Source organism: Ponticoccus litoralis (genome assembly GCF_039769985.1).
Classification (GTDB): domain Bacteria; phylum Pseudomonadota; class Alphaproteobacteria; order Rhodobacterales; family Rhodobacteraceae; genus Ponticoccus; species Ponticoccus litoralis.
On sequence record NZ_JBDNCH010000002.1, the window covers coordinates 898,178 to 924,861 of the forward strand.

A 26,684-nucleotide genomic window follows, 5' to 3' on the forward strand; every position below is an offset into this window, starting at 1 on the left:
CGCAAGCCTCTGCCGAAAGCTCCCGGCGGCAGGGAACGGCTTTCGAAAGCCTGTCCCGCCGCCCCAAACAGGGGCTTTTCATCGCAGCCGCACGCGACTAGCTTCCGCCCGACACTGCACAGGAAGAGCCCCAATGTCCGACCCCATCGAAACCCGCCTGGCCGAGCTTGGCCTCACCCTGCCCGACGCGCCGGCCCCCGCGGCGAACTACGTGCCCTACGTGATCTCGGGCAACATGCTCTACGTCTCGGGGCAGGTCTCCATGGGGCCCGACGGCTTCATCACCGGCAAGCTGGGCCAGGATCTTTCGGTCGAGGACGGCGCGGCGGCGGCCGTGGCCTGCGCGCTCAGCCTGCTGGCACAGGTCCGCGCGGCCTGCGGCGGCGACCTGTCGCGCCTGAAGCGCGTGGTGAAGCTGACCGGCTTCGTCAACAGCACGCCGGATTTCACCGACCAGCCCAAGGTGATCAACGGCGCCTCGGACACGCTGGCCGAGATCCTCGGCGATGCCGGGCGCCATGCCCGCTCTGCGGTGTCGGCGGCCAGCCTGCCCTTCGGCGTCGCGGTCGAGATCGAAGGCATCTTCGAGATCGCCTGAGGCCGGACCCGCAGCCAAGGTACCGCGATGACGCCCCTGCCCCGCGCCTTCCTCGACCGGCCCATTGCCCACCGTGCGCTGCACGACCGTGCAGCGGGCCGGATCGAGAACAGCCCCGCCGCCATCCGCGCCGCGATCGCGGCGGGCTACGGCATCGAGATCGACATCCAGCGCTCCGCCGACGGGCAGGCCATGGTCTTTCACGACTACGACCTGCAGCGGCTGACCGGCACGCGGGGCGCGATCCAGCAGCACAGCGCCAAGGCGCTGCGCGGCCTGACGCTCACCGGCGGGAACGACACCATCCCCACCCTGCCCGAGGTGCTGGCGCTGGTCGGCGGCGCGGTGCCGCTGCTGATCGAGGTCAAGGACCAGGACGGCGCCATGGGCCCCGGGGTCGGCCCGCTGGAAGACGCCGTCGCCGCCGCGCTCGACGGCTACGACGGCCCGGTCGCGCTGATGTCCTTCAACCCGCATTCCGTCGCGGCGCTGGCCGACCGCATGCCGCAGCACCCGCGCGGCCTGACCACCTGCGCCTACGCGGCCGAGGACCACCCCACCCTGCCCGCCGCCACCCGCGACGCCCTGCGCGGCATCCCCGATGCCCATCGCACCGGCGCCAGCTTCATCAGCCACGACCACCGCGACCTCTCATCGCCCCGCGTCGCCGCGCTGAAGGCGCAGGGCCTGGCCGTGCTCTGCTGGACGGTCCGCTCACCCGAGGAAGAGGCCAGCGCGCGGCGCATCGCCCAGAATGTCACCTTCGAAGGCTACACGGCTTGAACCCCCGGGCGGAAACGCCAGATTGAACCCGTGATGACCGACCAGAGCCCCGGCCCGACGCTCACCGTCTCCGTGCTGACAAGCCTCTCGCAGATCGCCGCGGGCGACTGGGATGCCTGCGCCTGCCCCGAGGACGCCGAGGGCCGGCCCTACGATCCCTTCACCACCCACCGCTTCCTCAGCGCGCTGGAAGACAGCGGATCGGTCGGGCGAGGCACCGGGTGGGAACCGCGCTACCTCGTCGCCGAAGCCGAGGGCGAGACGATCGCCGTGGCGCCGCTGTACGGCAAGACCCACAGCCAGGGCGAATACATCTTCGACCACAACTGGGCGCACGCGCTGGAAAACGCGGGCGGCGCCTATTACCCCAAGCTGCAGATCGCCGTGCCCTTCACTCCCGCCACCGGGCGTCGCTTCCTCACGAAGCCGGGGCACGAGACGCAGGGCATGTCGGCACTGCTTCAGGGCGCCGTGCAACTCGCCGCCGAAAACGGCCTGTCCTCGCTGCACACCACCTTCTGCACCGAGGCAGAGGCCATCGCGGGCGAGCGCATGGGCCTGCTGCGGCGCGTGACGCAGCAATTCCACTGGTACAACCGCGACTACGCCGATTTCGACGCCTTCCTCGCCGACCTCAGCAGCCGCAAGCGCAAGACCATCCGCAAGGAACGCCGCACCGCGCAGGCCTTCGGCGGCCAGATCGAGACCCTGACCGGCGAGGCCATCCGGCCCGAACACTGGGACGCCTTCTGGCAGTTCTACCAGGACACCGGCGCGCGCAAATGGGGCGCCCCCTACCTGACCCGCGCCTTCTTCGAAATCGCGCACGAGACCCTGCGCGACGATATCGCGCTGGTCCTCTGCACGCGCCACGGCCAGCCGGTGGCGGGCGCGCTGAACTTCATCGACCGCCAGGCCCTCTACGGACGCTACTGGGGCTGCACCGAAGACCACCCCTGCCTGCATTTCGAGGCCTGCTACTACCGGGCCATCGACTTCGCCATCGCCCAGTGGCCTGGCCCGGGTAGAGGCCGGGGCCCAGGGCGACCACAAGCTGGCGCGCGGCTACCTGCCCGCGCAGACCCATTCGCTGCACTGGATCGCCAACCCCGGCTTTTCCGAGGCGGTAGAGCGCTTTCTCAAGGCGGAACGCGCCGCGGTGGACGAGGATATCGAGATCCTCACCGGCTACGGCCCGTTCCGGAAGACCACTCAGGAGGAAAGAGAATGACCGAGAAACTGTCGGACACCGCCCGCCAGACCGTGCTGGAGCCGCTGTTCTCCGCCGGCTGGGAGATGGTCGAGGGGCGCGATGCGATCCACAAGACCTACAAGTTCGGCGACTTCACCGAGGCCTTCGCCTGGATGACTCGCGCCGCCATGTTCGCGGAGAAATGGAACCACCACCCCGAGTGGTTCAACGTCTACAACAGGGTCGAGGTGACGCTGTCGACACATGATGTCGACGGCCTGTCGCAGCTGGACGTTAAGCTCGCGCGCAAGATGGACAGCCTGTAGGGCCACGGCCCGGCTTCTTCGGTCCAAAAATACCGCGGGGGAGGCCGCAGGCCGGGGGCGGAGCCCCGCTTGCCCGACCTCCGCCGCCCGGACCGGAACGGTATGGAATGGAAGAAGCTTTTGCGCCACAAAAGCTTCCCCCGCCCATCCTTTGCGACGCAAAGGATGGCTCCTCCGCGTCAGATCGCGGCGAGAATCGCCTCGCCGCCCGAGGTCTCGCAGACACCCGGGTTCTCTTCGGCGTGCAGCACCTTGACCACGCCGTCCTCGGCATAAAGCGCATAGCGCTTCGAGCGGTCGATCAGGCCCACCGGCGGCGCCGAGAAATCCATGCCCGCCGCCTTGGTGAATTCCGCCGCCGGGTCGCCCAGCATGGTGATGCCGGCCGCCGTGGCACCGGTATCGGCGCCCCATGCGCCCATCACGAAGGGGTCGTTCACCGACAGGCAGATCACCTCGTCGACGCCCTTTTCCCGGAAGCCATCCAGCGTGCGCATGAAGCTTGGCACATGCGCCGTGGAACAGGTGCCCGTATAGGCGCCCGGCAGCGCGAAGATCACGACCTTGCGGCCCTTGACCTTGTCCGAAAGCTTGACCTCTGCGGGCCCCTCCGGCCCCATGTAGGCCAGAACCGCCTCGGGCAGCGTCGCCCCAACTGAAATCGACATTGTCGCTGTCACTCCTGCGTTTGCGTTTTCCTGCGCCTCGACTATAGGCTCCGGCACGCAAAGGGAAACGGGAGAGTGATCATGTCGGGTGTCGTTGTTGTCGGGGCGGGTCAGACGGCGGCGTCGCTGGTCGCGAAACTGCGCAGTGGCGGCTACACGGGACAGATCACCCTGGTCGGCGAGGAGCCCGTCGTGCCCTACCAGCGCCCGCCGCTGTCCAAGGCCTACCTGCTGGGCGAGATGGATCTCGACCGCCTCTTCCTGCGGCCCGCAGAGTTCTACGCCGCCCAGAACGTCACCCTGCGTCTCGGCTCCCGGGTGACGGGGATCGACCGCGCCGCCCGGACCGTAACAGTCGGACAGGACACCCTTTCCTACGACGACCTCGTGCTCTGCACCGGTGCCCTTCCCCGCCGCCTGCCCGAGGCCATCGGCGGCGCGCTCGGCGGTGTCTACGCGGTCCGCACCCTTGCGGATGTCGACGCCATGGCCCCGCGGTTCCAAAAGGGCGCCCGCGTACTGATCGTCGGCGGCGGCTACATCGGGCTCGAGGCGGCGGCGGTGGCCGCGAAGCTGGGCCTGACCGTGACCCTGGTCGAGGCCGCGCCGCGCATCCTGCAACGGGTCGCCGCGCCCGAGACCTCGGACTACTTCCGCGCGCTTCACAAAAGCCACGACGTCGACATCCGCGAGGGCACGGGACTGGTCAAACTGACCGGCGACGGCCAGGTCACCGGCGCCGAACTCTCGGACGGCACCCGGCTCGAAATCGACTTCGCCATCGCCGGGGTCGGAATCGCGCCCGACACGGGTCTGGCCGAAGCGGCGGGGCTCGATATCGACAACGGCATCCTCGTGAACGCACAGGGCCAGACCTCCGACCCGGCGATCTGGGCGGCGGGCGACTGCGCGGCCTTCCCGCAGGCCGGGGCCCTCATGCGGCTGGAAAGCGTCGGCAATGCCATCGACATGGGCGAGCTGGTGGCCGGGAACATCCTCGGCGCGGGCCGCGCCTATGCCGCCAAACCGTGGTTCTGGTCGGACCAATACGACACCAAGCTGCAGATCGCCGGGCTGAACGCAGGCTACGACCAGATCGTGACGCGCAGGGCCGAGGACGGCGGGCTGTCGCACTGGTACTACGCCGGCGACAGGCTGCTGGCGGTGGACGCGATGAACGACAGCCGCGCCTATATGGTCGGCAAACGCCTGATCGAGGCGGGCCGGACAGCGGACAAGGCGGTGGTGGCCAACCCTTCGTACCGACCTCAAGCCCCTGCTGAAAGGGTGAGGATCGTCGCCGGAGAGTTTCGCGGGCGCCGCCTTGCCGCGCTTGGCAAGGGCGACCCGGGGGCGCATCTGCGCCCCACCACCGACCGGGTGCGCGAGGCGCTGTTCAACATGCTGGCGGGCGGGCGGTTCGGCGAGCCCTTCGACGGCACGCGGGTTCTGGACCTCTTCGCCGGAACCGGCGCATTGGGCCTGGAGGCGCTGTCGCGCGGCGCCGCGCACCTGACGCTGGTGGAAAACGGCCGCACTGGCCAGCGGCTGATCCGCGAGAACCTCAAGACGCTGGGATGCGCCGACCGGGTGCGCCTGATCGGCGCCGACGCCACCCGCCTGCCCGCCGCCGATGCGCCCTGCGCGCTGGTCTTCCTCGACCCGCCCTACGGCAAGGGCCTCGGGGCGCGGGCCCTGACCGCCGCCCGCAACGCGGGCTGGCTGGCGCCCGGCGCGCTTGTCGTCTGGGAAGAAAGCGCAGCCCAGCCCGCGCCAGAAGGCTTCACCGCGCTCGAAACCCGGGCCTACGGCGACACGGTGGTGACCCTCCTCAACGCCCCGACCGGGGCCGCGCAGCCCTAGGACAGCGGCCAAGCCCCTGCCGCCCGTTCCGAACGAACCCCGCGATCCCTAGCCCCCCTACGGCCCCCGGAAACGCGCCGATCCCGCAAGACGGAGCTCCACACCTGCAAGGCTGGCAAAGCGCGCAGGCTCTGGTATCATCGCATTCAAATGCATGAATGACATGGGAGGTCCAACATGCCGCTTTTCCGCCCCTCACGCCGCGCGCTTCTGTCCATGGCCGCCGCGGCCCCGACGCTGGCCCTGCCCGTGCGCGCGCAGGCCCGGGCGCTCGGCGCCCCCTCGGCCAGCAACCCCGCGCACATGCAATTCACGCTGGGAGAGATGACGCTGACCGTGGTCTCCGACGGCCACCTCGAGCTTCCGGCCAACAGCCTCGGCGTGAACGCCGATCCCGAAGAGGTCCGCGCCTTCCTCGAAAGCTACTTCCTCTCGACCGACACCAATTACGCCCATGCCAACCACCTGGTCATCCAGACCGGCGAGGCCACGGTCCTCGTCGACACCGGCTCCGGCAGCCGCTTCCTGCCCACCGCCGGGCGGCTGGCGGAGAACCTCGGGAAAGCGGGCATCGAGCCCTCGGCGATCACCCATGTCCTGATCACCCACGCCCATCCGGACCACATCTGGGGCATCCGGGACGACTTCGACGACGCGCTCTTCCCCGATGCCGCCTATTTCGCCGGTCAGACCGAACACGACTACTGGATGCAGGACGACCTGGTGAACCGGGTCCCGCCGGAAATGCAGCAATTCGTCGTCGGCGCGGTCAATGCCTTCCAGGTCGAGGGCGTGGACTGGACGCTCCTTGCCAATGACCAGGAGGTCGTCCCCGGCGTGCGCGTCACCGACACCCCGGGCCACACCCCCGGCCACCTCTCGGTGATCGTCGAATCGAACGGCCAGCAACTGATCGCGCTCGGCGATTCGATGAACCACGCCCACATGAACTTTGCCCACCCCGACTGGGTCAACAATTTCGACATGGATGCCGAGACCACGCAGGCGACGCGAAAGCGCCTGCTCGACATGGCCGCGGCGGACCGCATGGCGGTGCTGGGCTACCACTTCCCCTTCCCGGGCGTGGGCCATGTGCGCACCAGAGGCGAAGCCTACGAATTCGTCCCCGCCCTCTGGCAATGGTGACGGTGTGCCCTTCTTCGGTCTGAAAATACCTCGGGAGGGGGTCGGGGAGGGCAGAGCCCTCCCCGGGGCCTGCGTGGCCTGAACGCAAATCGACCCTCTGCGCCGCAAGGCGCGCCTCGGGATCGGGCGCCCGATCAGCGCCTGGATCAGCCGTAGGTCGGGTGGAACAGCCCGCCGGGCGACAGTGTGAAGATCTCGCAGCCCTCCGCCGTCACGCCGACCGAATGCTCGAACTGCGCCGACAGCGACTTGTCGCGCGTCACCGCCGTCCAGTCGTCGGCCAGAACCTTGGTCTCGGGACGGCTGAGGTTCACCATGGGCTCGATGGTGAAGAACATGCCCTCTTCCAGCACCGGCCCGGTGCCCGCGCGGCCATAATGCAGCACGTTGGGCGGCGCGTGGAACACCCGCCCCAGCCCGTGCCCGCAGAAATCGCGCACCACGGACATGCGGTGCCCCTCGACGAAGCTCTGGATGGCATGGCCGATGTCGCCGAAGGTATTGCCGGGCTTCACCGCCTCGATCCCTACCATCAGCGCGTCATGCGTCACCTGGATCAGCCGCTCGGCCTTGCGCGGCAGCTTTCCGGCCACGTACATCCGGCTGGTGTCGCCGTACCAGCCGTCCACGATCACCGTCACGTCGACGTTCAGGATATCGCCGTCCTTCAGGGTCTTGCCGCCCGGAATGCCGTGGCAGACCACGTGGTTCACGCTGATGCAGGAGGCATGCTGGTAGCCCTTGTAGCCGATCGTGGCAGAGACCGCCCCAGCTTCCTCGACCCGGCCCCGGATGTAATCGTCGATCGCCTCGGTGGTCTGGCCGACGAAGACCCGATCCGGCAATTCGTCGAGGATCTGCGCCGCAAGCGCGCCCGCCCGCTGCATCCCGGCAAAATCGCCCGGTTCGTAGATGCGGATGCCGTCCCGCGTGACCCGCCCGCTTTCGTCCATCTTCACAAGGTCGCTCCACTTTGTCCTGCCCCCGTTTAACCCCATGGCGGCGCTTTTGCCAGACCGCCGCCGTGCGCCCCGGGGAACCCTTTGCACGAACCCGGGTTGGGAGCGCAGACCAACAAGGGGGACAACACCATGGACCGGCTGAACGCGCTGATGACCACCGAACTCGTCAACGGGACCTCGCTATCGGACCTTCTGACGCTGGAATTCCTCGCGCAGGCCTTGGGGAATGTGGTCGCGGCGCTTCTGCTGCTGGCCGTCAGCCTCATGGTCGCGGGCTGGGTCCGGCGGCGCATCCGCGCCATCGGCGAGAGCAATCCGAAGATGGACGTCACCCTCTTCCACTTCCTCGGCAACCTCGCGCGCTACACCGTGCTGGCCCTTGCCGCGCTGGTCATCCTCAACACCTTCGGCGTCCAGACCACATCGATCATCGCCGCCCTCGGCGCCGCCGGTCTTGCCGTGGGCCTGGCCCTTCAGGGCACCCTGTCGAATGTCGCGGCGGGCGTCATGATCATCGTCTTCCGCCCCATCAAGATCGGCGATTTCGTCGAGGTCGGCGGCGAGATGGGCACCGTCAGGGACATCACCCTCAACACCACCGAACTGGCCAGCCTCGGCAACGTGCAGATCATCGTCCCGAACGCCGCGGTCTGGGGCAATGTGATCGAGAACTACTCCGCCTATCCCGAGCGCCGCGCCGAATGGACCTTCGGCGTGGGCTACGGCGCCAATCTGGCAAAGGCCGAGCAGGTGATCCGCGAGACCGTCATGGCCGACCCGCGCTCGATGGCGCAGCCCGAACCCTTCATCCAGGTCAATGCACTCAACGACAGCTCGGTGGATTTCCTCGTCCGCGCCTGGGTCGCAACCGACGATTACTTCCAGTACCAGGCCGACATGAAACGCGCCGTGAAAGAGGCGCTCGACAGCGCCGGCGTGGACATCCCCTTCCCCACGCGCACCCTGCATGTGGACGGCGCCCTGCGGACCGGCACCCGGGCGCAGGCCGGCCCTCCCGCCACAGAGTGACCAAGGGCCGCCGGAGCGCGCCACGCCCGGATCTTCTCCGGTCCTCAAATACCTCTGCGCCGTTGCACCCGGCGCGCCGCCTTTTCTTTCCGCGCCACGCCCCGTAAGACCGCCCCGGCACAGAAGCGAAAGGCGGTCCCATGTCCTTCATCACCCTCGTCCGCCACGGACAGGCCAACTCTGCCTCCCGGGACGAGGCGGGCTATGACAAGCTCAGCCCGCTGGGGTGGGAACAGGGGCGCTGGCTGGGCGGCTACTTCCGGCAGGCCGGAGAGCGCTTTGCCCGCGTCTACACCGGCACCCTGCGCCGCCACGTCGAGACCGCCGAGGCCATCGCCGCCGATTGCGCGACCGCGCCGATGCGCGACGAACGCCTGAACGAGCTGACCTATTTCCACATGGCGCAGATGCTGGAAGAGCAGCACGCCATCGCCATGCCCGCCGACCGCGAGGCCTTCGTCCGCCACCTGCCCGTGCTCTTCGCCCATTGGCGCGACGAGCCGGATCGAGGGCGCGCCCGAGACCTTCGAGGCCTTCGAGATCCCGCACCCGCGCGGTGCTGGAAGAGATCGCCGCAGGCGAGGGCCGCGCGCTGGTGGTGACCTCGGGCGGGCTGATCGGCATGGCCATGCGCATCGTCATGGGGCTGGACCTGCCCGCCATGGCGCATTGCTGCCTCGCCATCGAGAACTCCTCGGTCCACCGCATCCAGCCGCTGCCCTCGGGCCTTGCGCTGACGCAGTTCAACGCGCTGCCGCACCTCGACACGCCGGAACGGCAGCACGCCCGCAGCCACCTGTGAGGGGCAAAATTCTTCGAAGAATTTTGCAAGGGCTTTCGAAAGCCCTTGCCTCCGCCCCGGGCAACCTGTCCCCTCTGCCTCGACCGAAAGGAGATCCCGCATGACCCATCTCTGGATCCGCGCCGAGACCCGCCCCAACGAGGAACGCGTCGGCATCACCCCCGAGGGTGTGGCGCGCCTTGTCGCCCGCGGCACGCAGGTCACGCTCGAGGACAGCCCGACCCGCATCCTGCCCACCGCCCCCTATGCCGAGGCCGGCGCCACCATCGTGCCCGAGGCCTCCGGCCCGGCGCGCCGGAGGACGCGCTGGTCTTCGGCCTGAAAGAGCTGCCCGACGACGGCACGGCCCTGCGCCACCGGCACATCCTCTTCGGCCACGCCTACAAGGGCCAGCCGGACGGGCAGCGCCTGCTGAAGCGCTTCGCCGAGGGCGGCGGGACACTCTACGATCTGGAATACCTGCTGGACGAGAACGGCCGCCGGGTCGCGGCCTTCGGCTACTGGGCGGGCTACGCCGGTGCCGCCGTCTCGCTCTTGGCCTGGGCGGCGCAGCGGCTGGGCGCGCTCTGCCCGCCTGTCAGTGCCTGGCCCGACGAGGCCGCCCTGCAACGCGACCTGCGCGCCGCGCTTCAGGGCGCCTCGCCGCTGCCCCGCGCCATTGTCATCGGCGCGCTGGGGCGCGTGGGCTCCGGCGCGCGCGATCTCTGCGCCGCCATGGGCGTGAGCACCACCGACTGGGACATGGCCGAGACCGCCTCGGGCGGGCCCTTCCCCGAGGTGCTGGAGCACGAGGTCTTCCTCAACTGCATCCTCGCCCAGCCCGGCTGCCCGGTCTTCGTGCCCGCCGAGGCCCGCGGGGCGGACCGCCGCCTGAGCGTCATCGGCGACATTGCCTGCGACCCGACCAGCGCCTTCTCCCCGATCAAGGTCTATGACCGCGCGACCTCCTGGGCGGAACCGGCGCTGCGCGCGCATGAGGATCCCCCGCTGGACGTCATGGCCATCGACAACCTGCCCTCGCTGCTGCCACGCAGATCCTCGCTGGATTTCGCCGCGCAGCTTCTGCCCCATCTGGAAACGCTCGACCGGCTGGATCAGGGCGTCTGGGGCCGGGCGAAGGCGCTCTTCGACACGCATGTAAAGGAGGCAACGACATGACCATCCACTGGTGCGGCACCGGCCTGTCCGCCGTCCCCGGCCTGCGCCGCCTGATCGAGGCCGGCCACCCCGTCACCGTCTGGAACCGGACCCTGGACAAGGCGCAGGCCGCCGTGGGCGACCTGACCGACGCCATCCGGGCCTTCGACATCGAGGCCCTGCGGGCCGAGGCCCGCGCGGGTGACGTCATCGTCTCGATGCTGCCCGCCGACTGGCATGTGCCGCTGGCGGAACTGGCCATCGAGGCCGGTGCGCAGTTCGTGTCGTCGTCCTACATCGCGCCCGAGATGCGGGCGCTGGACGCCCGCGCCGGGGCGGCGGACGTGCGCCTGGTCAACGAGGTCGGCCTCGACCCGGGCATCGACCACCTGATGGCCCATGCGCTGATGGCCGACTACAAGACCTCACCTGCCTTCGACAAGACCAACGCGGTGTCCTTCCTGTCCTATTGCGGCGGCGTCCCGAAAGAGCCCAATGCCTTCCGCTACAAGTTCTCCTGGGCGCCGGTGGGCGTGCTGAAGGCGCTGCGCTCCCCCTCGCGGTCGATCCGCAACTTCTCGCTGCTCGAGGTCTCGCGGCCCTGGGACGCGCTGACCCGCTTCGATGCGCCGCTGCCGGTGCCGGAAAGCTTCGAGGTCTACCCGAACCGCGATTCCCTGCCCTTCATGGCGGAATACGGCTTTGGCGAGGACTGGCAGGTGAAGGACTTCGTGCGCGGCACCATGCGCCTGAACGGCTGGGCGGAAGCGTGGAAGGAGATCTTCGCCGAGGCGCCCACCGCCTCTGACGCGCGGCTGGCCGAGATCGCCGACCAGCTGCTGGCGGACAATGCCTACGGCCCCGGAGAGCCGGACCGTGTGGTGCTTTGCGTCGACCTGAAGGCCGAGCGCGAAGGCGTTCCGGTCTGGCACAAGACCTACGTCATGGACGCCTGGGGCGACGCGCGCGGCAATGCCATGGGGCGGCTGGTCTCGGTGCCGGTCTCGCTGGCGGTCGAGGCGGTGCTGGCGCGGGCGGTGCCTGCGGGCGTCACGGCGGCGCCCTCGGACCCGAAGCTGGTGCAGGGCTGGCTGGAGGAGGTGCAGCGGCTGGCGCAGCACCTGATGGTGGTCGATCACCGCGCCTGACCGCGAGGGGCGCGCCGTTTTCGGGCGGCGCGCAGAGGTATTTGGACCAAGAAGAAGCCCGGGGATGCGCCAGGCTGGCTGGCCTGTTCCCTGCCGCCCCCGGTCAAGGGGTATTTGGGCCAAAGAGAAGCATGGGGGCGCGTGTGCCTGGCGGATGTCCCGCCCGCGGCGCGCCTGCCTTTTGAGTATCTTTGCAGAGAAGACGGTGCGGGGCGTGACCGCAGGGATCGGCAGGGCGATTGGCTGGGCCGGGCTTCTTTGGTTCCTGCGAGGGCTGCTGGCCGCCCGGCCCCTTCAGCCCTTCGGCAGTTTCGGGGCGGCGCGGTCCAGCACGAGATCCGCGTCAGAGAAGCGGAAGGGGGCGCGGACGCCCGCGATGCCCTCGGGCGCGATCTGAAGACCCCGCGCCACCACCTGCGGGTCGGCGAAGACCTGCGCCATGTCGTTGATCGGGCCGGCGGGCACGCCCTCTGCCTCGCAGGCGGCCAGCAGCGCGTCGCGGGTCAGGCTTCGCGTGGCCCCGGTCAGGCGGGCGGTCAGGGTGTCGCGATTGGCGATGCGGTCGGCATTGGTCAGGTAGGCCGGGTCCGTTGCGAGGGCCTCCAGCCCGAGGATGCCGCAGAGGCGGCGGTACTGGGCGTCATTGCCCGTGGCGATGATGATATGCCCGTCGGCGCAGTCGAAGACCTGGTAGGGCGTCAGGTTCGGGTGGTAGTTGCCCGTCCGGCCCGGCGGCGTGCCGGTGGCGAGGTAGTTCAGCGACTGGTTCGCCATGGCCGTGACCGCGCAGTCCATCAGGCTCATGTCGATGTGCTGGCCGCGGCCCGTGCGCCCGCGCTGGTGCAGGGCGGCGAGGATGCCCGAGACCGAGTAGAGCCCGGTGAAGAGGTCGGTGATCGCCACGCCCGCGCGCTGCGGCTGGCCCTCGGGATCGCCGGTCACGGACATGAAGCCCGACATGCCACTGGATGATGTAATCGTAGCCCGCCCGGTGGGCGTAGGGGCCGTCCTGCCCGAAGCCGGTGATCGAGCAGTAGATCAGCCGCGGGTTGACCTGCGACAGCGTGGCATAATCCATGCCGTATTTGACCAGCCCGCCGACCTTAAAGTTCTCGATCAGGATGTCGGCATCGGCCACCAGCTCGCGCATCCGGGCCTGCCCGGCCTCTGACGCGAGATCCACGCATTCCGACCGCTTGCCCCGGTTGCACGCATGGAAATAGGCGGCGCTGCGATCCCCGTCGCGCTCGACGAAGGGCGGCCCCCAGCGGCGGGTGTCGTCGCCCTCGGGGCTTTCGATCTTCAGCACATCGGCGCCGAGGTCGGCAAGCGTCTGACCGGCCCAGGGGCCGGCCAGGATGCGCGCCAGTTCGATGACCTTCACCCCCTCGAGGGGGCCGCGCGGTGCCGAGGTCATTCGCCCAGGCGTTCGTCCAGAAGCGCCGAGAAGTCGGCGTAGTTCATGTTCGAATGCTTGGTGCCGTCGACGATGAACGAGGGCGTCGAGGAGATGTCGTCGCGCGTCGCGTTTTCCTGATACCAGGCCACGAGGCTGCGCAGCTTGGTGCTGTCGGTCAGGCAGGCGTTCAGCTCTTCCGAGCCGAGGCCCGCGAGGCGGCTCGATCTTGCGCAGGGATTCCGCGATGGCCTCGTCCGATCCGCCGCGCGCCCAGTCCTGCTGGCCCTTGTAGACCAGATCGGTGATGCCGAAGAACTTCTCTTCGCCGCCGCAGCGCGCGATCAGCGAGGCCCACATGCCGTATTTGTCGAAATAGACCTCGCGGTAGGTGAACTTCACCTTGCCGGTGTCGATGTAGTTCTCTTTCAGCTGCTTGAAGACCGAGGTGTGGAAGGTGGCGCAATGCGGGCAGGTGTAAGAGGCGTATTCGATCACCTCGACCGGCGCGTCCTCGGCGCCCAGCGTCATCTCGACGATGGCGGAGGTATCGACCTCTCCGGCCTCCTGCGCCGAGGCGGCGCCCGGCAGGGCGATCTGTGCGCCCGGGGCGGTGCCGGAGCCCTGCGTCATGTACCACGCGCCGCCGCCGATCAGGGTCAGCGCCACCGCGCCCGCCGTCAGGGAATTCTTCATCGCTCGCCTCGTTCCTTGCAAATCCATGGGTCGGCGTTAACGCCGCTTGCCCTTGGATATGACGTTTGCCCCCAGGCGTTCAAGCGCCGCACGCAGGCCCGGGTCGCCCACTTCGCCCGTACTGGCCCGCACCTCACGCAGAATTTCCGGCGCGTGATCGGGCTGAACGGGTTTCGCGCGCCGGTGCTGGAAGTCCACCTGCCCCTCGGCGAAGCCCGTGGCGGCGGTCTGGGTGACGCGCACCCGGGCAATCGCGTTGTAGCCGTAGACGCCGTTGATCCCGGCGCGGATCTGTTCGCGCTGCATCTCGACCATGGGGGCCATGGCGCCGGTCGTCAGCACCGTCAGCGTGGCGCCAAAGCCGCCGCGGCCATAGCTGACCTCGACCGGGCGGGACATGGCGGCGAGGTCGGCGCCGACGATTTCCTCCCAGTGGGTCAGCACGCGGGACTGGGCAAAGCCGCGCGTCTCGGAGGCGTTGCGGACGCGGGTTTCGAGCAGCTTCGAGGTGCGGGCAAAGCCGTAGGTGGTGCCGCGGCGCTGGGTCATGGCTTGAATCTCTCCTGTCGCCGCTATTGTAGTGGGCGCGCGCCCTGCCGCGCCAGTCCAGTCTTGCCGCAACCGGAGCCTTTTCGCGTGTCATCCGCCGACCCCCTCGACCTGCTCGACTGGTACGACCGCCACGCGCGCGAAATGCCCCGGCGCACGGGCCCCCGCGCCCGGGCGGCGGGGGTGCGGCCCGATCCCTACCGCGTCTGGCTGTCCGAGATCATGCTGCAACAGACCACGGTCGCGGCGGTGAAGAGCTACTTCACGGCTTTCACCGAACGCTGGCCGACCGTGACCGCCCCGGCCTCGGCGCGCGACGAGGACGTGATGGCCGCATGGGCGGGCCTTGGCTACTACGCCCGCGCCCGCAACCTGCTGAAATGCGCGCGGGTGGTGGCCGGGGACTACGGCGGGCAGTTTCCGCAGGATCACGCCACGCTGCTGACCCTGCCGGGCGTGGGCCGCTATACCGCCGCCGCCGTCGCGGCCATCGCCTTCGACGACCCGCAGGTGGTGGTGGATGGCAATGTCGAACGCGTCATGGCGCGGCTGCATGACGAGCACACCCCCCTGCCGCAGGCCAAGCCGCTGCTGACCGACTATGCCGCCGCGCTGACGCCCCCGACCCGGCCCGGCGATTACGCGCAGGCGGTGATGGACCTCGGCGCCACGATCTGCACGCCCAAGCGCCCCGCCTGCGGGCTTTGCCCTCGGCGCGCGCCCTGCGCGGCCTGGGCGGCGGGGACCATGGCGGAATTGCCGAAGAAGGCGCCGAAGAAGCGCAAGCCCACGCGCCACGGCATCGCCTACCTTGCCCGGCGCGTCGATGGTGCCTGGCTCTTGGAGCGGCGGCCCGACAAGGGGCTTCTGGGCGGGATGCTGGGCTGGCCCGGGTCGGACTGGGGCGAGGACCCGGCAGAGGCGCCGCCGATCCGGGCGGAATGGCGCGCGTTGGGCGAAGAGGCGCGCCACACCTTCACCCATTTCCACCTGCGGCTGACGGTGAAGACCGCGCTGGTGCCGATGGAACGCGCCCCGGATCGCGGAGATTTCATCGAAGCGCCCGATTTCAGCCCCGCCGATCTGCCAACGGTGATGCGCAAGGCCTTTGATCTTGCGCAAGGCGCACTGGAGCAGGCAGCGTTAGGATGGAGCGCATGAAGGACAAGCCGATGATCCCCGCCGCACAGGTCGCCCGACTGACCGCCGCGCTGCCCTTCACCCTGTCCTTCGTGCTGATCCCGCTGGTCTGGCTGGGCGCCGTTCTGGGCGGCTGGTGGGTGGTGCTGGCGCCGCTCTGCGCCTGGTATCTGTTTTCCGCCATCGACCTCGCCGTAGGGCTGAACGGCGAGAATGCCGACCTGGAGACCACCGAAGCGCAGCTGTTCTGGTATCGCGCCCTGACGCAGGTCTGGGTGCCCCTGCAGGCGGCGACGCTCTTCGGGCTGATCTGGTACGTGACCCGCGCCGACCACCTTGGCGGCTGGGAGACATTCGGCGTCTTCTTCGGCACCGGCGTGATGACCGGGACCGTGGGCATCGTCTACGCGCACGAGCTGGTGCACCAGCGCAACCGGCGCGAGCGGCTGCTGGGCGACCTCTTGCTGGCCATGGTGCTGTATTCGCATTTCCGGTCCGAGCATCTGCTGGTGCATCACCGCTATGTCGGCACGCCGCGCGACCCGGTGACGGCGCGCTACAACGAGGGCTTTCACCGCTACTACCCGCGCGTGCTGCGCCAGAGCCTGCTGTCCTCCTTCCGTGCGGAACGCGACCTGCTGGCCCGGCGCGGCCTGCCGTGGTGGCACCGGCGCAACCCGTTCTGGCTGTACTGGGGGCTTCAGGCCGGGATGCTGGCGCTGGCCCTGCTGGTCGGCGGCTGGGGCGGGCTGGGGCTGTTCCTGATCCAGGCCGGCGTGGCGATCTGGCAGCTGGAGGTGGTAAACTACGTCGAACACTACGGGCTGACCCGCAAGCACCTGGGCGGGGGCCGCTACGAACACGTGCTGCCGCGCCATTCGTGGAACGCCGCACACAAGGCGACAAACTGGCTGATGATCAACCTGCAACGGCACTCGGACCACCATTACAAGCCCGACCGGCGCTTTCCGCTGTTGCAGACCTACCCCGAGGACGAGGCGCCGCAACTGCCCTACGGCTACCCGGTCATGGCCGTCGCGGCCATGGTGCCGCCGCTCTGGCGCCGGGTGATGAACCCAAAGGTGCGGGCCTGGCGCAAACGCCACTACCCCGAGATCGAGGACTGGCGGCCCTATACAAGGGCCGAGTTGCCGCGCCCCCGCTGAGGCATGGGGCAAGGCGCTTCGAAGCGCCTTGAAAGCGGCTTTGAAGCCGCTTTCCCGCCCCCTGCAGCATGGTCGCACCCCACCGCAGCGGGGTGACAAGGCGCACGGCCCTCGTTAGAAGGCGCGCAAATTCCGCGTCAACGAGGACTTTCCATGACCATCCAGGTTTTCGGCCACAAGAGCCCCGACACCGACAGCACCGGCAGCCCGATCATCTGGGCCTGGTATCTCAACGAGATCAAGGGCGAGGCGGCCGAGCCCGTCCTGCTGGGCGAGCCCAACACCGAGGCCGCCTTCATGCTGACGCACTGGGGTCTCGACAAGCCCGAGATCATCGGCGACGTCGAGGCGGATGCGCCGGTGGTGATCGTCGACACCAACAACCCCGCGGAACTGCCCGCCTCGATCAACAGCGCCGACATCCGCGCCATCATCGACCACCACAAGCTGGTCGGCGGGCTGGAAACCAAGGGCCCCATCGACATCCGCATCGAGCCGCTGGCCTGCACCGCCACCATCATGCACAAGATGATCGGCGCCGACCTCGCGCGGGCGCCCCGGGCCATCAAGGGCGCTATGCTGACCTGCATCCTGTCCGACACGCTGGAATTCCGCTCGCCCACCACGACGCCGGAAGACCGCGCCGTCGCCGAGGCCCTGGCCGCGGACCTGGGCGTCGACCTTTCGGGTTTCGCCGCAGAGATGTTCGCCGCCAAATCCGACGTCTCGGCCTTCTCCGACGCCGAGCTGATCCGCATGGACAGCAAGGAATACGCGGTCGAGGGCACCAAGTTCCGCGTCTCGGTGCTGGAGACCACCGCGCCCGAGATCCCGCTGGGCCGCAAGGACAGCCTGATGGAGAGCTTCAAGACCGTCGCCGCCGAGGATGGCGTCGACCAGGTGCTGCTGTTTGTCGTGGACATCCTGAAGGAAGAGGCCACGCTGCTGGTGCCGAACGACCTGGTGAAGGGCGTGGCCGAGAAGAGCTTTGGCGCCACGGTCACCGGCGACACGGTTGTGCTGCCGGGCATCATGAGCCGCAAGAAGCAGATCATCCCGAACCTGAAGGTCTGAACCTTTCCGGGATCGTGAGACGAGGGCGCCCTGCCGATGCGGGGCGCCTTTTTTTCGTTCCCGTCGGAGGGGCTCTGCCCCCGGCCTTCGGCCTCCCCGGGATATTTCGGGACAGAAGAAAACCGGGGCCCGTGGTCAGGAAAACGGGGGCCCGGGGTCAGGGCGCCCGGAACGGCAGCGGCGTGCCGAGGGTGACGCCCTGCGGCGTGATCCGGCAGCCGAAGGCGAGGACTTCGACGCCTGCGGCCTGCGCCTGCGTGAAGGCGCGCGCGTAGGCGGGGTCGAGGTCGGCGGCGAGGGTGACGGCGGTGATGTCGGTGCGCTGCACGAGGTAGAGCATCACGGCGCGGGCGCCCTGCCCCGCCACCTGCGCCAGTTCCGCAAGGTGCTTGGCGCCCCGCGCGGTCACGCTGTCGGGAAACTCGGCAAGGCCGGGGGTGCGGGACAGCGTGACCGATTTGACCTCGACATAGGCCTCGGGGCCGCCGCCCGTCAGCAGGAAGTCGATGCGGCTGTTCCGGCCGTATTTCACCTCGGGGCGGACCAGGTCGTAGCCCTGCAGGCCCGGCACCTCTCCGGCCATCAGCGCGGCCTTCAGCATCCGATTGGGCACGCCGGTGTCGACGCCGGTGAAATGCCCGCCCGGATGTTCGACCAGCCGCCAGGCCCATTTCAGCTTTTTCTTCGGGTCGTCGTTGGGCTCCAGCCAGATGCGCTGCCCCTCGTCCTTCAGCCCCAGCATGGAGCCGGGGTTGGCCACATGGGCCGTGACCTCGCGCCCGTCGTCCAGAAGACAGTCGGCGAGGAAGCGTTTGTAGCGGCGGATCAGCCGCGCGGGCACCAGATCGGTTTGAAAGCGCATGGCCCCGGCCCTATACCGTAACGCATCCAAGGCCAAGGAGCCGCCATGCCCAACCCGACCGCCGCCATGCTTGTCATCGGGGACGAGATCCTCTCTGGCCGGACCCGCGATTCCAACATGCATTTTCTCGCGCAAGAGTTCACCAAGCACGGGATCGACCTGCGCGAGGCGCGCATGGTGTCCGACGACCATGCCGCCATCGTGGGCGCGCTGAACGCTCTGCGCGCGCAATACGATACCGTCGTCACCTCGGGCGGGATCGGGCCGACCCATGACGACATCACCGCCGACGCGGTGGCCGAGGCCTTCGGCGTCTCGATCGGCATCCGCGACGACGCCCGCGCGCTGTTGCAGGCGCATTACGACCGGCAGGGGTCCGAATTCAACGCCGCCCGCCAGCGCATGGCGCGCATCCCCGACACCGCCATCCTGATCGAGAACCCGGTCAGCATCGCGCCCGGCTTCACCATCGGCAACGTGCATGTCATGGCCGGGGTGCCCGCGGTCTTTCAGGCCATGGTGGCCAGCGTCCTGCCGACCCTGACCGGGGGCGAGCCGCTGCTGTCGCAGACCCTGCGCATCCAGCGCGGCGAGGGCGATATCGCCGGACCGCTGTCCGCGCTGGCGGCGGAATTCGACGATCTTCAGTTCGGCTCCTACCCGTTCCAGAAGGACGGCGTCTACGGCGCCAACGTGGTCTGCCGCGGCACCGACGGGGCGCGCATCGACGCCGCGATGACACGGCTTGCGGCGCTTTTCCCGGACGCCCGGGCGTAACCCGATGGACAGCGGCGCGCGGGCGTCCCATAACCGGAGGGACCGCCCCAGTGACCCGGTGACCATGCCCGCCGAGACCCGCCGCCTTTTCGACGCAATACAGGCCACATGGCCCGCCGCCAGCCTTGTCGAGGCCGGGCCGTGGACGCTGCGCGAGGGCCGAGGCGGCGGCAAGCGGGTCTCTGCCGCGACGGCCCGGGCCGCGTGGCAGGCCGACGATCTCGGCGCCGCCGAGAAGGCCATGCAGCTGATGGGCCAGCCGCCGCTTTTCCAGATCCGTCCGGGCGACGAGGCGCTGGACAGCGCCCTTGCCAGTGCCGGATACACCCTGACCGACCCCACCGACATCCGCATCGCCCCCATCGAGGCGCTCTGCGACAAGCGCCTGCCCCGGGTCTGCGCCTTCACCATCTGGGAGCCGCTGGCGATCATGCGCGAGCTGTGGCAGGAGGCCGGCATCGGCGAGGGCCGCCAGCGCGTCATGAACCGCGTGACGGGGCCGAAGACCGGCCTGTTCGGGCGGGTCAGCGACAGCCCCGCGGGCGCCGGATTCTGCGCCATCCACGACGGCCTTGCCATGGTGCATGCGCTGGAGGTCGCGCCCGCCCATCGCGGCAAGGGCCTGGGCGGCTGGATGATGCGCAGCGCCGCGCTTTGGGCCCGCGACCACGGCGCGACCGAGATCGCCGCTTTGGTAACGCAGGCAAACGACCGCGCGGCGGGGCTTTACGACAGCTTGAACATGGCGCGCGCCGGGCACTACCATTACCGCATCCTGAAGGACGCAGACAGAGAGACCCCGTGACCGACGACACCCTTCCCACCGCGCTGAACCTGCCGATGGTCGACCCGCTGCCCGAGCCGACGCAGAAATTCTTCGACATCTGTCAGGACAAGCTGGGCATGGTCCCCAATGTCCTGAAGGCCCATGCCTTCGACATCGACAAGCTGAACGCCTTCTCGGGCCTCTACAACGAGCTGATGCTGGCGGACAGCGGGCTGAGCAAGCTGGAACGCGAGATGATCGCCGTTGTCGTCTCTTCCGTGAACCGCTGCTATTATTGCCTGACCGCCCATGGCGCCGCCGTGCGCGAATTGTCGGGTGACCCGAAGCTGGGCGAGATGCTGGTGATGAACTGGCGCGTCGCGGACCTGAAACACCGGCAGCGCGCCATGCTGAACTTTGCCGAGAAGATGACGAAGAACAGCGCGGAGATCGGCGAATACGACCGCGAATCCCTGCGCGACGCGGGCTTTTCCGAGCGCGACATCTGGGACATCGCCAATGTCGCGGGCTTCTTCAACATGAGCAACCGCGTGGCGTCGGCCACCGATATGCGACCGAATGACGACTATCACGCGCAGGCGCGCTAGGGCCTTCGCGCTCTGCGCCGTCATGGCGGGCGGCGCCGCCGCGCAGGACCTGCCCCTGCCCGAAGGCGCGGAACGGGGCTTTGCCACCGTGCAGGACCCGGGCGCCTATGCCCTGCCCACGGGGCCCTTTGCGGACGGCGCCCTGCCGGTGCGCCGCGCCGAGGGCCGTGTCAGCGTCGAGGCCTGGCAGATCCCCGGCGCCGAGCGCACGCCCTTCCAGCTGGCCGCGCCGATCCGCGACACGCTGCGGGCCTCGGGCTTTGAAATCCTGCTGGACTGTCCGGCACGGGCCTGCGGCGGCTTCGACTTCCGCTTTGCCACACTGGTGCTGCCGCCGCCCGAGATGTTCGTCAGCCTCTCGGCCTATCACTTCGTTTCGGCCCTTGCGCCGGACGGGCGCGCCGTCTCGGTCCTGGCCAGCCGCGACAGCGCCATGAGCTACGTCCAGATCATCCGCGTCGGCGCCGAGGCCAGCGCCACCCCCGGCACCGCCCCCTGTCGCCGCGCCCGCCGCGCCCGCTGGGCACGCCCGGCGATATCCCCGGCCAGCTGGAACAGCAGGGCTTTGCCGTGCTGTCGGACGTGGTCTTTGCCTTCGGGTCCTCGGAACTGGGCACCGAAGAGATCGCCTCGCTGGACGCGATCGCCGACTGGCTGGCCCTGAACCCGAACCGCAAGGTGCTGATCGTGGGCCATACCGATGCCACCGGCTCTCTCGATGCCAACCGCGCCGTATCGCTGAGCCGCGCCCAATCCGCCGTCCGCTACCTGCGCGAGCGCCGCGGCACCAACCCGGCGCAGATCGCGGCAGAGGGTGCGGGCTACATGGCCCCGGTCGCCAGCAACCTCACCCCCGAGGGGCGCGAGGCCAACCGCCGGGTCGAGGCGGTGCTACTGTCCACCGAGTAGCCGGTGACGCCGCGTGGTATGACGCCCGGCCTTCCCCGTGAAAACCCCCGAAGGGAGGGCCGGGCATGGGCGCCCCGGCTGTGGCAGCGGCCCCGTTAACGCTGTGGCAGGATTTGACCTGACCGACCCTGTCCATCCGGTTTATGACAGATTTGAACCACTTTCGAAGGACCGGCGGAACCCGGATCACTCGGGCGAGGACAGGACCAAGGAGGCCCCGATGCGCAGGCGCAGCGTTCCCGAACAGGCATACCGGACCCTCGGGGTCTCGCGCCTTGACGATTTCGCCACCATCCGCCGCACCTGGCTGAAGCGGGTCCGCGCGCTCTATCCCCGCGTGCTGCATGGCGACGGGACAGAGGCGGCGACGCGGGAACTGGCGGCGCTGAACGACGCCTACGACGCCATGCGCCGGCACCGGCCATTGCCTGAAGCCGCAACAAGGACGCCCGCCGCGCCGCCCCGTCCGCAGCCACACCCGCAGCCGCCTCGCCCGGACAGCGCCCCTTCTCTGGCGGCCTTGCAGCAGGCCGCCCCGCGCGAGGCGCTCGACCGCTTCGCCAGCGCGCGTGACGTCTTTGCCCGCGACGGCGCCCGGACCCTGCGCCACGCCTGACCAGCCAAACAGAAGAAACCCCGGCACGGCGGCCGGGGGTCAAGGTGTCCCTGAACAGGGCGGGGGAATTCAGTGACTGCGGGGGCTATTCCCACTTGTGCGGGCCTTTCTCGGCAAAGGCATGCACAAGGAAATCGATGAAGGCGCGCACCTTGGGCTGGGTGAAACGGCCCGGCGGATAGACCGCGTAGATGCCCTGTGTCTCGACCGGCAGATCGGGGATCGCATCCTCGACCAGCCCGGCCTCCATCGCCTCGGCGTAAAGGTAAGAGGGCAGATAGGCGATTCCCAGACCCGCGATGCAGGCGTTCAGCAGCGACTGCCCGTCGTTGACCGTCAGCCAGCCCGCCGTGCGCACCTGGCGCTTTTCGCCCGAGGGCGCGGTCAGCTTCCAGACGTTGCCTGAGGATTGGTTGGAATAGTGCAAGAGCTTATGCGCGTTCAGGTCGTCGATCCGCCCGGGCCGCCCGTATTTCTGAAAGTACGAGGGCGCGGCGATCATGCGCTTCGTGGTCTCTGTCAGCTTGCGGGCGCGCAGGGTGCTGTCCTCCAGCTCGCCGATGCGCACGGCCATGTCGAAGCCCTCGCTGATCAGTTCGACGTAGCGGTTGTTCAACACCATGTTGACGGTGATGTCGGGGAACTCGGCCGAGGAACTCGCCCAGCACCGGGCTCAGGTGGTTCACGCCGAAATCCGTGGCGACAGAGATCCGCAGCAGCCCCGAGGGCGCCGATTGCATCGAGGTCACCAGCGCGTCCGCCTCTCCGGCGTCGTTCAGCACGCGCCGGGCGCGGTCGTAATAGGCCAGCCCGATCTCGGTCGGCGACACCCGCCGCGTCGTCCGGTTCAGAAGCCGGGCGCCCAGCCGCGCCTCCAGCGAGGACACGTGCTTGGACACCGCGGATTTGGAAATGCCCATCTTCTTGGCAGCGTCGGTGAAGCCGCCCTGATCCACCACCGTGGCAAAGGCCTCCATCTCGGTCAGTCGATCCATGCCGGTCTCCTTCAAGTCGCGTCGTTGATCCCCTTGATGGTGCCGAACTGGGGCCACAGTTGGGCACGCGCCGGACAATACGACGGTATTTGCGCGCTCTGTTTAAGACAGGGAAACGACCGGCGCCGTGCTAGACTGCGCGACACCGATGAAGACATCCATGCAAAGGAGGAGTTCCCCATGCCGATCCGACCCTCGGCCGCCGCCACGGCAATGGCCCTTGCCCTGCCCGTCTGGGCCCAGCAGGGCGGCCCGACCCCGTCCGCAGAGGGCGCCAGCGTCTATTTCGCGAATCTCTCCGATGGCGACAGGGTCAGCAGCCCGGTGACCATCGTCTTCGGCCTGAGGGGCATGGGCGTCGCCCCCGCCGGGACAGAGAAGGAGATGACCGGTCACCACCATCTTCTGATCGACCGCCCGCCGCTGGGCGAAGGCGAGGAGGGCGCCGGAGAGCTGATGAACGGCCTGCCCGCCGACGATCATCACCGCCACTTCGGCGGCGGCCAGACCGAGGTCACCGTCGAGCTCGATCCCGGGGAACACAGTCTGCAACTGGTTCTGGGCGACGCGGGCCATGTGCCGCACAGCACCCCGGTGATGTCCGAGGTCATCACCATTATCGTCGAATGACAAAAGGGGCGGCGCCGGGATGTCCCGGGCGCCGCCCCCGGCCCTTCCGGACCCGGCGCGCGTCAGGCTGCCTTCCTGTTGTGCCGGCCTTCCTCGATTTCCTCGACGATCTTCGACACGAAGTGTTTCAGGTCTTCGGGCTTGCGGCTGGTGACGATACCGCTGTCGCAGACCACGGGCTCGTCCATCCAGCGCCCGCCCGCCTTGACGATATCGGTCTTGACCGACTTGAATGAGGTCACCTCGCGCCCGGAGAGGATCCCGGCCTCGATCAGCACCCGGGGCCCGTGACAGATCTCGGCAATGACCCTGCCTTCCTTGGCAAAGGCCCGCACCAGCGCCAGCACCGGCTCTTCCACGCGCAGCAGGTCCGGGTTGATCTGGCCGCCGGGGATCACCACGCATCGTATTGGGCCGGATTGGCCTCCGCCTCACGGCCCCAGCCGTCACCCTCCCAGCCCCTGACGGGCTTGCCGCCCAGCGTGGCGACATGACCCTCTGCTCCCTGCGCGCGAAGCCGGTCACGGGGAAACTCCAGTTCCGATTGCGCCCCCCATGGGTCGAGAAGAAAAGGACTCTGGCTCTGGCGATCTTGCTCTTGTCCAAATCGCCCTTCAGCCGGTTGCCTGCCAGATCAAGGCAAAGCCCGGGCCCGCGTTCCGGCGCGCCCCCGGGCCTCTTCTGTCCCGAAATATCCCCGCCGGAGGCATCCCCGGCCCGCCGGCCCCGCCACCGCGCCGCCAAAGCGCCCTGTGGGACGGTGGGCGGGGCGCCTTTCGCGCCAGCGAAACAGCGCCCGCCCGCCGGAGCTAGAGCGCGGCGGCCAGCCGCACGCCCTGGTCGATCGCGCGCTTGGCGTCCAGTTCGGCGGCCACGTCGGCGCCGCCGATCACGTGACAGGCCACACCCTGCGCCTCCAGCGCATCGGCCAGCGACCGTTCGCTCACCTGCCCGGCGCAAAGCACCACGGTATCGCAGGCGATCACCTCGGGCCGTTCGCGCGCCTCGCCATAGCTGACGTGCAGCCCGGCATCGTCGATGCGCTCGTAATTCACCCCGGACCGCATCTCGACCGCCTTCATCTTCAGCGCCGCGCGGTGGATCCAGCCGGTGGTCTTGCCCAGCCGCTTGCCCGGCTTCTCGGCTTTGCGCTGCAGCATGACCACGGCCCGCTCCGCCGCCTCCGGCTGTGGTCCTGCGGGTGCCAGCCCGCCACGCGCCGCTTCGGGATCGGTCACGCCCCATTCGCGCATCCAGTCCGGCAGGCTCTCGGTCGGGCTGTCGCCGGTCACCAGGTACTCGGACACGTCAAAGCCGATGCCCCCCGCACCGATCACCGCGACCCGCTTGCCGACCTCGGCGCCGTGCCGCAGCACATCCACGTAGCCCAGGACAGAGCCGTGATCCTGCCCCGGAATGCCCGGATCGCGCGGCAGCACGCCGGTCGCCACCACCACCGCGTCGAAGCCGCCCAGATCCCCGGCCTCCACCCGGCGGCCAAGCCGAAGCGTCACGCCCGCCGCCTCCAGCGCGGCCCGGAACCAGTCCACCAGCCCGTGGAATTCTTCCTTGCCCGGGATCACCTTGGCCATGTTCAGCTGCCCGCCGACCTCCTGCGCCGCATCGAACAGCGTCACCCGGTGCCCGCGCTCGGCAGCGGTGATCGCCGCCGCCATGCCCGCAGGCCCCGCCCCCACCACGGCGACACTCTTCGAGACCTCGGCAGGCGTCACAACCAGTTCCGTCTCGAAACCCGCCCGCGGGTTCACAAGGCAGGACGAGATCTTGCCACTGGAAGGTGTGATCCAGACAGGCCTGGTTGCAGGCGATGCAGGGGGCGATCAGGTCGGGCCGCCCGGCCTCTGCCTTGGCGACGAAGTCCGGATCGGCGAGGAAGGGCCGCGCCATGGACACCATGTCGGCGCAGCCCTCGACCAGCACCTGCTCTGCCACCTCGGGCGTGTTGATCCGGTTCGAGGTGATCAGCGGGATGCCGACCTTGCCCATCAGCTTCTGCGTCACCCATGCGAAGGCCCGGCGCGGCACCGATGTGGCGATGGTCGGAACCCGCGCCTCGTGCCAGCCGATGCCGGTGTTGAGGATCGAGGCCCCCGCCGTCTCCACTGCCTGCGCCAGCCTCACCACCTCTTCGTGGGTCGAGCCATTGGGCACGAGGTCGATCATCGACAGCCGGTAGATCAGGATGAAATCGTCGCCCACCGCCTCGCGGACCCGGCGCACTACCTCGACCGGCAGGCGCATGCGGTTCTCGTAGGATCCGCCCCAGCGGTCCTCGCGCTTGTTGGTATGGGTCACAAGGAACTGGTTCAGGAAATAGCCCTCTGACCCCATGACCTCGACCCCGTCATACCCCGCCTCGCGGGCCCGGGCGGCGGCGGTGGCGATATCGGCGATCTGCTTCTCGATCCCCTCTTCGTCCAGGGCCACGGGCGGGAAGGGAGAGATCGGCGACTTCACCGGCGAGGGCGCCACGCAGTCGGGTCCGTAGGCATAGCGCCCGGCGTGCAGGATCTGCATGGCGATCTTGCCGCCACCCTCGTGAACCCGGTCGGTGACGATCCGGTGGTTGGCCACATCCTCGGGCGTATAGAGCCCGCAGGCCCCGGGAAAGACGCCGCCCTCGCGGTTCGGCGCGATGCCGCCCGTCACCATCAGGCCGACCCCGCCACGGGCACGGGTGGCGTAGAACTCGGCCACGCGGTTCCAGTCACCGCGCTCTTCGAGGTTGGTGTGCATCGATCCCATCAGGACCCGGTTCTTCAGCGTGGTGAAACCAAGATCCAGCGGAGCCAGAAGATGCGGATAGTGGGTCATGTCATGTGCCT

At 68.9% G+C, this 26,684-nt stretch carries 21 protein-coding genes and 9 pseudogenes; 21 read left to right on the forward strand and 9 right to left on the reverse strand.

Annotated features, from left to right (window positions below; translation table 11 throughout):
- Positions 1-133 precede the first annotated feature (133 nt).
- From ABFB10_RS05440 to ABFB10_RS05455, 4 genes and pseudogenes are all read left to right on the forward strand, one after another.
- Entirely contained in the window at positions 134-598 is a 465-nt protein-coding gene (locus ABFB10_RS05440) for a RidA family protein (RefSeq protein ID WP_347165732.1), read from the forward strand.
- Positions 599-625: 27 nt separating this feature from the next.
- Positions 626-1,381: a glycerophosphodiester phosphodiesterase family protein gene (locus ABFB10_RS05445; RefSeq protein ID WP_347165733.1), complete on the forward strand. Its 756-nt coding sequence runs from the start codon at positions 626-628 to the stop codon at positions 1,379-1,381.
- Positions 1,382-1,414: 33 nt separating this feature from the next.
- A pseudogene (locus ABFB10_RS05450) lies at positions 1,415-2,612 on the forward strand (GNAT family N-acetyltransferase).
- Positions 2,609-2,899, forward strand: a complete 291-nt coding sequence (locus tag ABFB10_RS05455; RefSeq protein WP_347165734.1) for a 4a-hydroxytetrahydrobiopterin dehydratase — start codon at positions 2,609-2,611, stop codon at positions 2,897-2,899. The pseudogene ABFB10_RS05450 and the gene ABFB10_RS05455 overlap by 4 nt, the downstream one beginning before the upstream one ends.
- A gap of 179 nt (positions 2,900-3,078) precedes the next feature.
- On the opposite strand, the gene ABFB10_RS05460 is transcribed toward ABFB10_RS05455, so the two are convergent.
- The gene (locus ABFB10_RS05460; RefSeq protein WP_347165735.1) at positions 3,079-3,567 is read right to left on the reverse strand and encodes a peroxiredoxin; all 489 of its coding nucleotides are present in this window, start codon (positions 3,565-3,567) and stop codon (positions 3,079-3,081) included.
- 81 nt (positions 3,568-3,648) lie between these two features.
- Here ABFB10_RS05460 and ABFB10_RS05465 point away from each other — a divergent pair.
- The 3 genes and pseudogenes from ABFB10_RS05465 (at position 3,649) to ABFB10_RS05475 (ending at position 6,576) form a co-directional block, all read left to right on the forward strand.
- Positions 3,649-4,858: pseudogene (locus tag ABFB10_RS05465) on the forward strand (NAD(P)/FAD-dependent oxidoreductase).
- A complete protein-coding gene (rsmD, locus tag ABFB10_RS05470; protein WP_347165736.1) occupies positions 4,855-5,430 on the forward strand; it encodes a 16S rRNA (guanine(966)-N(2))-methyltransferase RsmD in 576 nt (191 codons plus the stop codon). The pseudogene ABFB10_RS05465 and the gene rsmD overlap by 4 nt, the downstream one beginning before the upstream one ends.
- A 177-nt stretch (positions 5,431-5,607) precedes the next feature.
- Positions 5,608-6,576: an MBL fold metallo-hydrolase gene (locus tag ABFB10_RS05475; protein WP_347165737.1), complete on the forward strand. Its 969-nt coding sequence runs from the start codon at positions 5,608-5,610 to the stop codon at positions 6,574-6,576.
- A gap of 146 nt (positions 6,577-6,722) precedes the next feature.
- Here ABFB10_RS05475 and map read toward each other — a convergent pair whose 3' ends face one another.
- A complete protein-coding gene (gene map / locus ABFB10_RS05480; protein WP_347167939.1) occupies positions 6,723-7,529 on the reverse strand; it encodes a type I methionyl aminopeptidase in 807 nt (268 codons plus the stop codon).
- Positions 7,530-7,667: 138 nt separating this feature from the next.
- Here map and ABFB10_RS05485 point away from each other — a divergent pair, with 138 nt between their 5' ends.
- From ABFB10_RS05485 to ABFB10_RS05505, 4 genes and pseudogenes are all read left to right on the forward strand, one after another.
- Complete coding sequence (locus ABFB10_RS05485) at positions 7,668-8,567, forward strand: mechanosensitive ion channel family protein (RefSeq protein ID WP_347165738.1); 900 nt, start codon at positions 7,668-7,670, stop codon at positions 8,565-8,567.
- Between the two features lie 140 nt (positions 8,568-8,707).
- Positions 8,708-9,369, forward strand: a pseudogene (locus ABFB10_RS05490) (histidine phosphatase family protein).
- A gap of 100 nt (positions 9,370-9,469) precedes the next feature.
- A pseudogene (locus ABFB10_RS05500) lies at positions 9,470-10,527 on the forward strand (saccharopine dehydrogenase).
- On the forward strand, positions 10,524-11,654 hold the full coding sequence (locus tag ABFB10_RS05505) for a saccharopine dehydrogenase family protein (RefSeq protein ID WP_347165741.1): 1,131 nt from the start codon (positions 10,524-10,526) through the stop codon (positions 11,652-11,654). Before ABFB10_RS05500 ends, ABFB10_RS05505 begins: the two are co-directional and overlap by 4 nt.
- Positions 11,655-11,948: 294 nt before the next feature.
- Here the strand turns inward: ABFB10_RS05505 and ABFB10_RS05510 are convergent.
- From ABFB10_RS05510 to ABFB10_RS05520, 3 genes and pseudogenes are all read right to left on the reverse strand, one after another.
- Positions 11,949-13,071: pseudogene (locus tag ABFB10_RS05510) on the reverse strand (CaiB/BaiF CoA transferase family protein).
- Positions 13,068-13,746: pseudogene (locus ABFB10_RS05515) on the reverse strand (DsbA family protein). Before ABFB10_RS05515 ends, ABFB10_RS05510 begins: the two co-directional pseudogenes overlap by 4 nt.
- A gap of 36 nt (positions 13,747-13,782) precedes the next feature.
- Positions 13,783-14,295, reverse strand: a complete 513-nt coding sequence (locus ABFB10_RS05520) for a DUF721 domain-containing protein (RefSeq protein WP_347165742.1) — start codon at positions 14,293-14,295, stop codon at positions 13,783-13,785.
- A gap of 144 nt (positions 14,296-14,439) precedes the next feature.
- On the opposite strand from ABFB10_RS05520, the gene ABFB10_RS05525 reads away from it, so the two are divergent.
- The 3 genes from ABFB10_RS05525 (at position 14,440) to ABFB10_RS05535 (ending at position 17,675) form a co-directional block, all read left to right on the forward strand.
- A complete protein-coding gene (locus tag ABFB10_RS05525; protein WP_347167940.1) occupies positions 14,440-15,456 on the forward strand; it encodes an A/G-specific adenine glycosylase in 1,017 nt (338 codons plus the stop codon).
- An 11-nt stretch (positions 15,457-15,467) separates the two neighbouring features.
- Positions 15,468-16,601, forward strand: coding sequence for an alkane 1-monooxygenase (locus ABFB10_RS05530; protein ID WP_347167941.1), 1,134 nt, complete (start codon positions 15,468-15,470; stop codon positions 16,599-16,601).
- A 153-nt stretch (positions 16,602-16,754) separates the two neighbouring features.
- Positions 16,755-17,675 (forward strand): manganese-dependent inorganic pyrophosphatase, encoded by a 921-nt coding sequence (locus ABFB10_RS05535; RefSeq protein ID WP_347165743.1) that lies wholly within the window; start codon positions 16,755-16,757, stop codon positions 17,673-17,675.
- Positions 17,676-17,832: 157 nt separating this feature from the next.
- Here the strand turns inward: ABFB10_RS05535 and sfsA are convergent, their stop codons facing one another.
- Positions 17,833-18,537 carry a DNA/RNA nuclease SfsA gene (sfsA, locus tag ABFB10_RS05540; protein WP_347165744.1) on the reverse strand — a complete coding sequence of 235 codons (705 nt, stop codon included), beginning with the start codon at positions 18,535-18,537 and terminating at the stop codon, positions 17,833-17,835.
- 45 nt (positions 18,538-18,582) lie between these two features.
- On the opposite strand from sfsA, the gene ABFB10_RS05545 reads away from it, so the two are divergent.
- The 6 genes from ABFB10_RS05545 to ABFB10_RS05570 all read left to right on the forward strand — a co-directional run bounded on the left by ABFB10_RS05545 (position 18,583) and on the right by ABFB10_RS05570 (position 22,213).
- Entirely contained in the window at positions 18,583-19,314 is a 732-nt protein-coding gene (locus tag ABFB10_RS05545) for a competence/damage-inducible protein A (RefSeq protein ID WP_347165745.1), read from the forward strand.
- Between the two features lie 64 nt (positions 19,315-19,378).
- The gene (locus ABFB10_RS05550; protein ID WP_347165746.1) at positions 19,379-20,119 is read left to right on the forward strand and encodes a GNAT family N-acetyltransferase; all 741 of its coding nucleotides are present in this window, start codon (positions 19,379-19,381) and stop codon (positions 20,117-20,119) included.
- A complete protein-coding gene (locus ABFB10_RS05555; protein ID WP_206565692.1) occupies positions 20,116-20,688 on the forward strand; it encodes a peroxidase-related enzyme in 573 nt (190 codons plus the stop codon). Before ABFB10_RS05550 ends, ABFB10_RS05555 begins: the two co-directional genes overlap by 4 nt.
- Positions 20,660-21,352: a hypothetical protein gene (locus tag ABFB10_RS05560; protein ID WP_347165747.1), complete on the forward strand. Its 693-nt coding sequence runs from the start codon at positions 20,660-20,662 to the stop codon at positions 21,350-21,352. Before ABFB10_RS05555 ends, ABFB10_RS05560 begins: the two co-directional genes overlap by 29 nt.
- Positions 21,259-21,597 (forward strand): OmpA family protein, encoded by a 339-nt coding sequence (locus ABFB10_RS05565; protein ID WP_347165748.1) that lies wholly within the window; start codon positions 21,259-21,261, stop codon positions 21,595-21,597. Before ABFB10_RS05560 ends, ABFB10_RS05565 begins: the two co-directional genes overlap by 94 nt.
- A gap of 220 nt (positions 21,598-21,817) precedes the next feature.
- Positions 21,818-22,213, forward strand: coding sequence for a J domain-containing protein (locus ABFB10_RS05570; RefSeq protein WP_347165749.1), 396 nt, complete (start codon positions 21,818-21,820; stop codon positions 22,211-22,213).
- Between the two features lie 85 nt (positions 22,214-22,298).
- On the opposite strand, the pseudogene ABFB10_RS05575 reads toward ABFB10_RS05570, so the two are convergent.
- A pseudogene (locus tag ABFB10_RS05575) lies at positions 22,299-23,208 on the reverse strand (LysR family transcriptional regulator).
- A 180-nt stretch (positions 23,209-23,388) separates the two neighbouring features.
- Between ABFB10_RS05575 and ABFB10_RS05580 the strand changes: the two are divergent.
- Positions 23,389-23,838 (forward strand): DUF4399 domain-containing protein, encoded by a 450-nt coding sequence (locus ABFB10_RS05580; RefSeq protein WP_347165750.1) that lies wholly within the window; start codon positions 23,389-23,391, stop codon positions 23,836-23,838.
- Positions 23,839-23,900: 62 nt separating this feature from the next.
- Here ABFB10_RS05580 and ABFB10_RS05585 read toward each other — a convergent pair.
- Together ABFB10_RS05585 and ABFB10_RS23990 are read right to left on the reverse strand one after the other, a co-directional pair.
- Positions 23,901-24,444, reverse strand: a pseudogene (locus tag ABFB10_RS05585) (type 1 glutamine amidotransferase domain-containing protein).
- A gap of 203 nt (positions 24,445-24,647) precedes the next feature.
- Positions 24,648-26,673: pseudogene (locus ABFB10_RS23990) on the reverse strand (oxidoreductase).
- Positions 26,674-26,684 lie beyond the last annotated feature (11 nt).

Coding starts and splice junctions, on each gene's coding strand:
- ABFB10_RS05440 (WP_347165732.1), top strand. CDS start 134: ATGTCCGACCCCATCGAAACCCGCCTGGCCGAGCTTGGCCTCACCCTG.
- ABFB10_RS05445 (WP_347165733.1), top strand. CDS start 626: ATGACGCCCCTGCCCCGCGCCTTCCTCGACCGGCCCATTGCCCACCGT.
- ABFB10_RS05455 (WP_347165734.1), top strand. CDS start 2,609: ATGACCGAGAAACTGTCGGACACCGCCCGCCAGACCGTGCTGGAGCCG.
- ABFB10_RS05460 (WP_347165735.1), bottom strand. CDS start 3,567: ATGTCGATTTCAGTTGGGGCGACGCTGCCCGAGGCGGTTCTGGCCTAC.
- ABFB10_RS05475 (WP_347165737.1), top strand. CDS start 5,608: ATGCCGCTTTTCCGCCCCTCACGCCGCGCGCTTCTGTCCATGGCCGCC.
- map (WP_347167939.1), bottom strand. CDS start 7,529: ATGGACGAAAGCGGGCGGGTCACGCGGGACGGCATCCGCATCTACGAA.
- ABFB10_RS05485 (WP_347165738.1), top strand. CDS start 7,668: ATGGACCGGCTGAACGCGCTGATGACCACCGAACTCGTCAACGGGACC.
- ABFB10_RS05505 (WP_347165741.1), top strand. CDS start 10,524: ATGACCATCCACTGGTGCGGCACCGGCCTGTCCGCCGTCCCCGGCCTG.
- ABFB10_RS05520 (WP_347165742.1), bottom strand. CDS start 14,295: ATGACCCAGCGCCGCGGCACCACCTACGGCTTTGCCCGCACCTCGAAG.
- ABFB10_RS05525 (WP_347167940.1), top strand. CDS start 14,440: ATGCCCCGGCGCACGGGCCCCCGCGCCCGGGCGGCGGGGGTGCGGCCC.
- ABFB10_RS05530 (WP_347167941.1), top strand. CDS start 15,468: ATGATCCCCGCCGCACAGGTCGCCCGACTGACCGCCGCGCTGCCCTTC.
- ABFB10_RS05535 (WP_347165743.1), top strand. CDS start 16,755: ATGACCATCCAGGTTTTCGGCCACAAGAGCCCCGACACCGACAGCACC.
- sfsA (WP_347165744.1), bottom strand. CDS start 18,537: ATGCGCTTTCAAACCGATCTGGTGCCCGCGCGGCTGATCCGCCGCTAC.
- ABFB10_RS05545 (WP_347165745.1), top strand. CDS start 18,583: ATGCCCAACCCGACCGCCGCCATGCTTGTCATCGGGGACGAGATCCTC.
- ABFB10_RS05550 (WP_347165746.1), top strand. CDS start 19,379: ATGCCCGCCGAGACCCGCCGCCTTTTCGACGCAATACAGGCCACATGG.
- ABFB10_RS05560 (WP_347165747.1), top strand. CDS start 20,660: ATGACGACTATCACGCGCAGGCGCGCTAGGGCCTTCGCGCTCTGCGCC.
- ABFB10_RS05570 (WP_347165749.1), top strand. CDS start 21,818: ATGCGCAGGCGCAGCGTTCCCGAACAGGCATACCGGACCCTCGGGGTC.
- ABFB10_RS05580 (WP_347165750.1), top strand. CDS start 23,389: ATGCCGATCCGACCCTCGGCCGCCGCCACGGCAATGGCCCTTGCCCTG.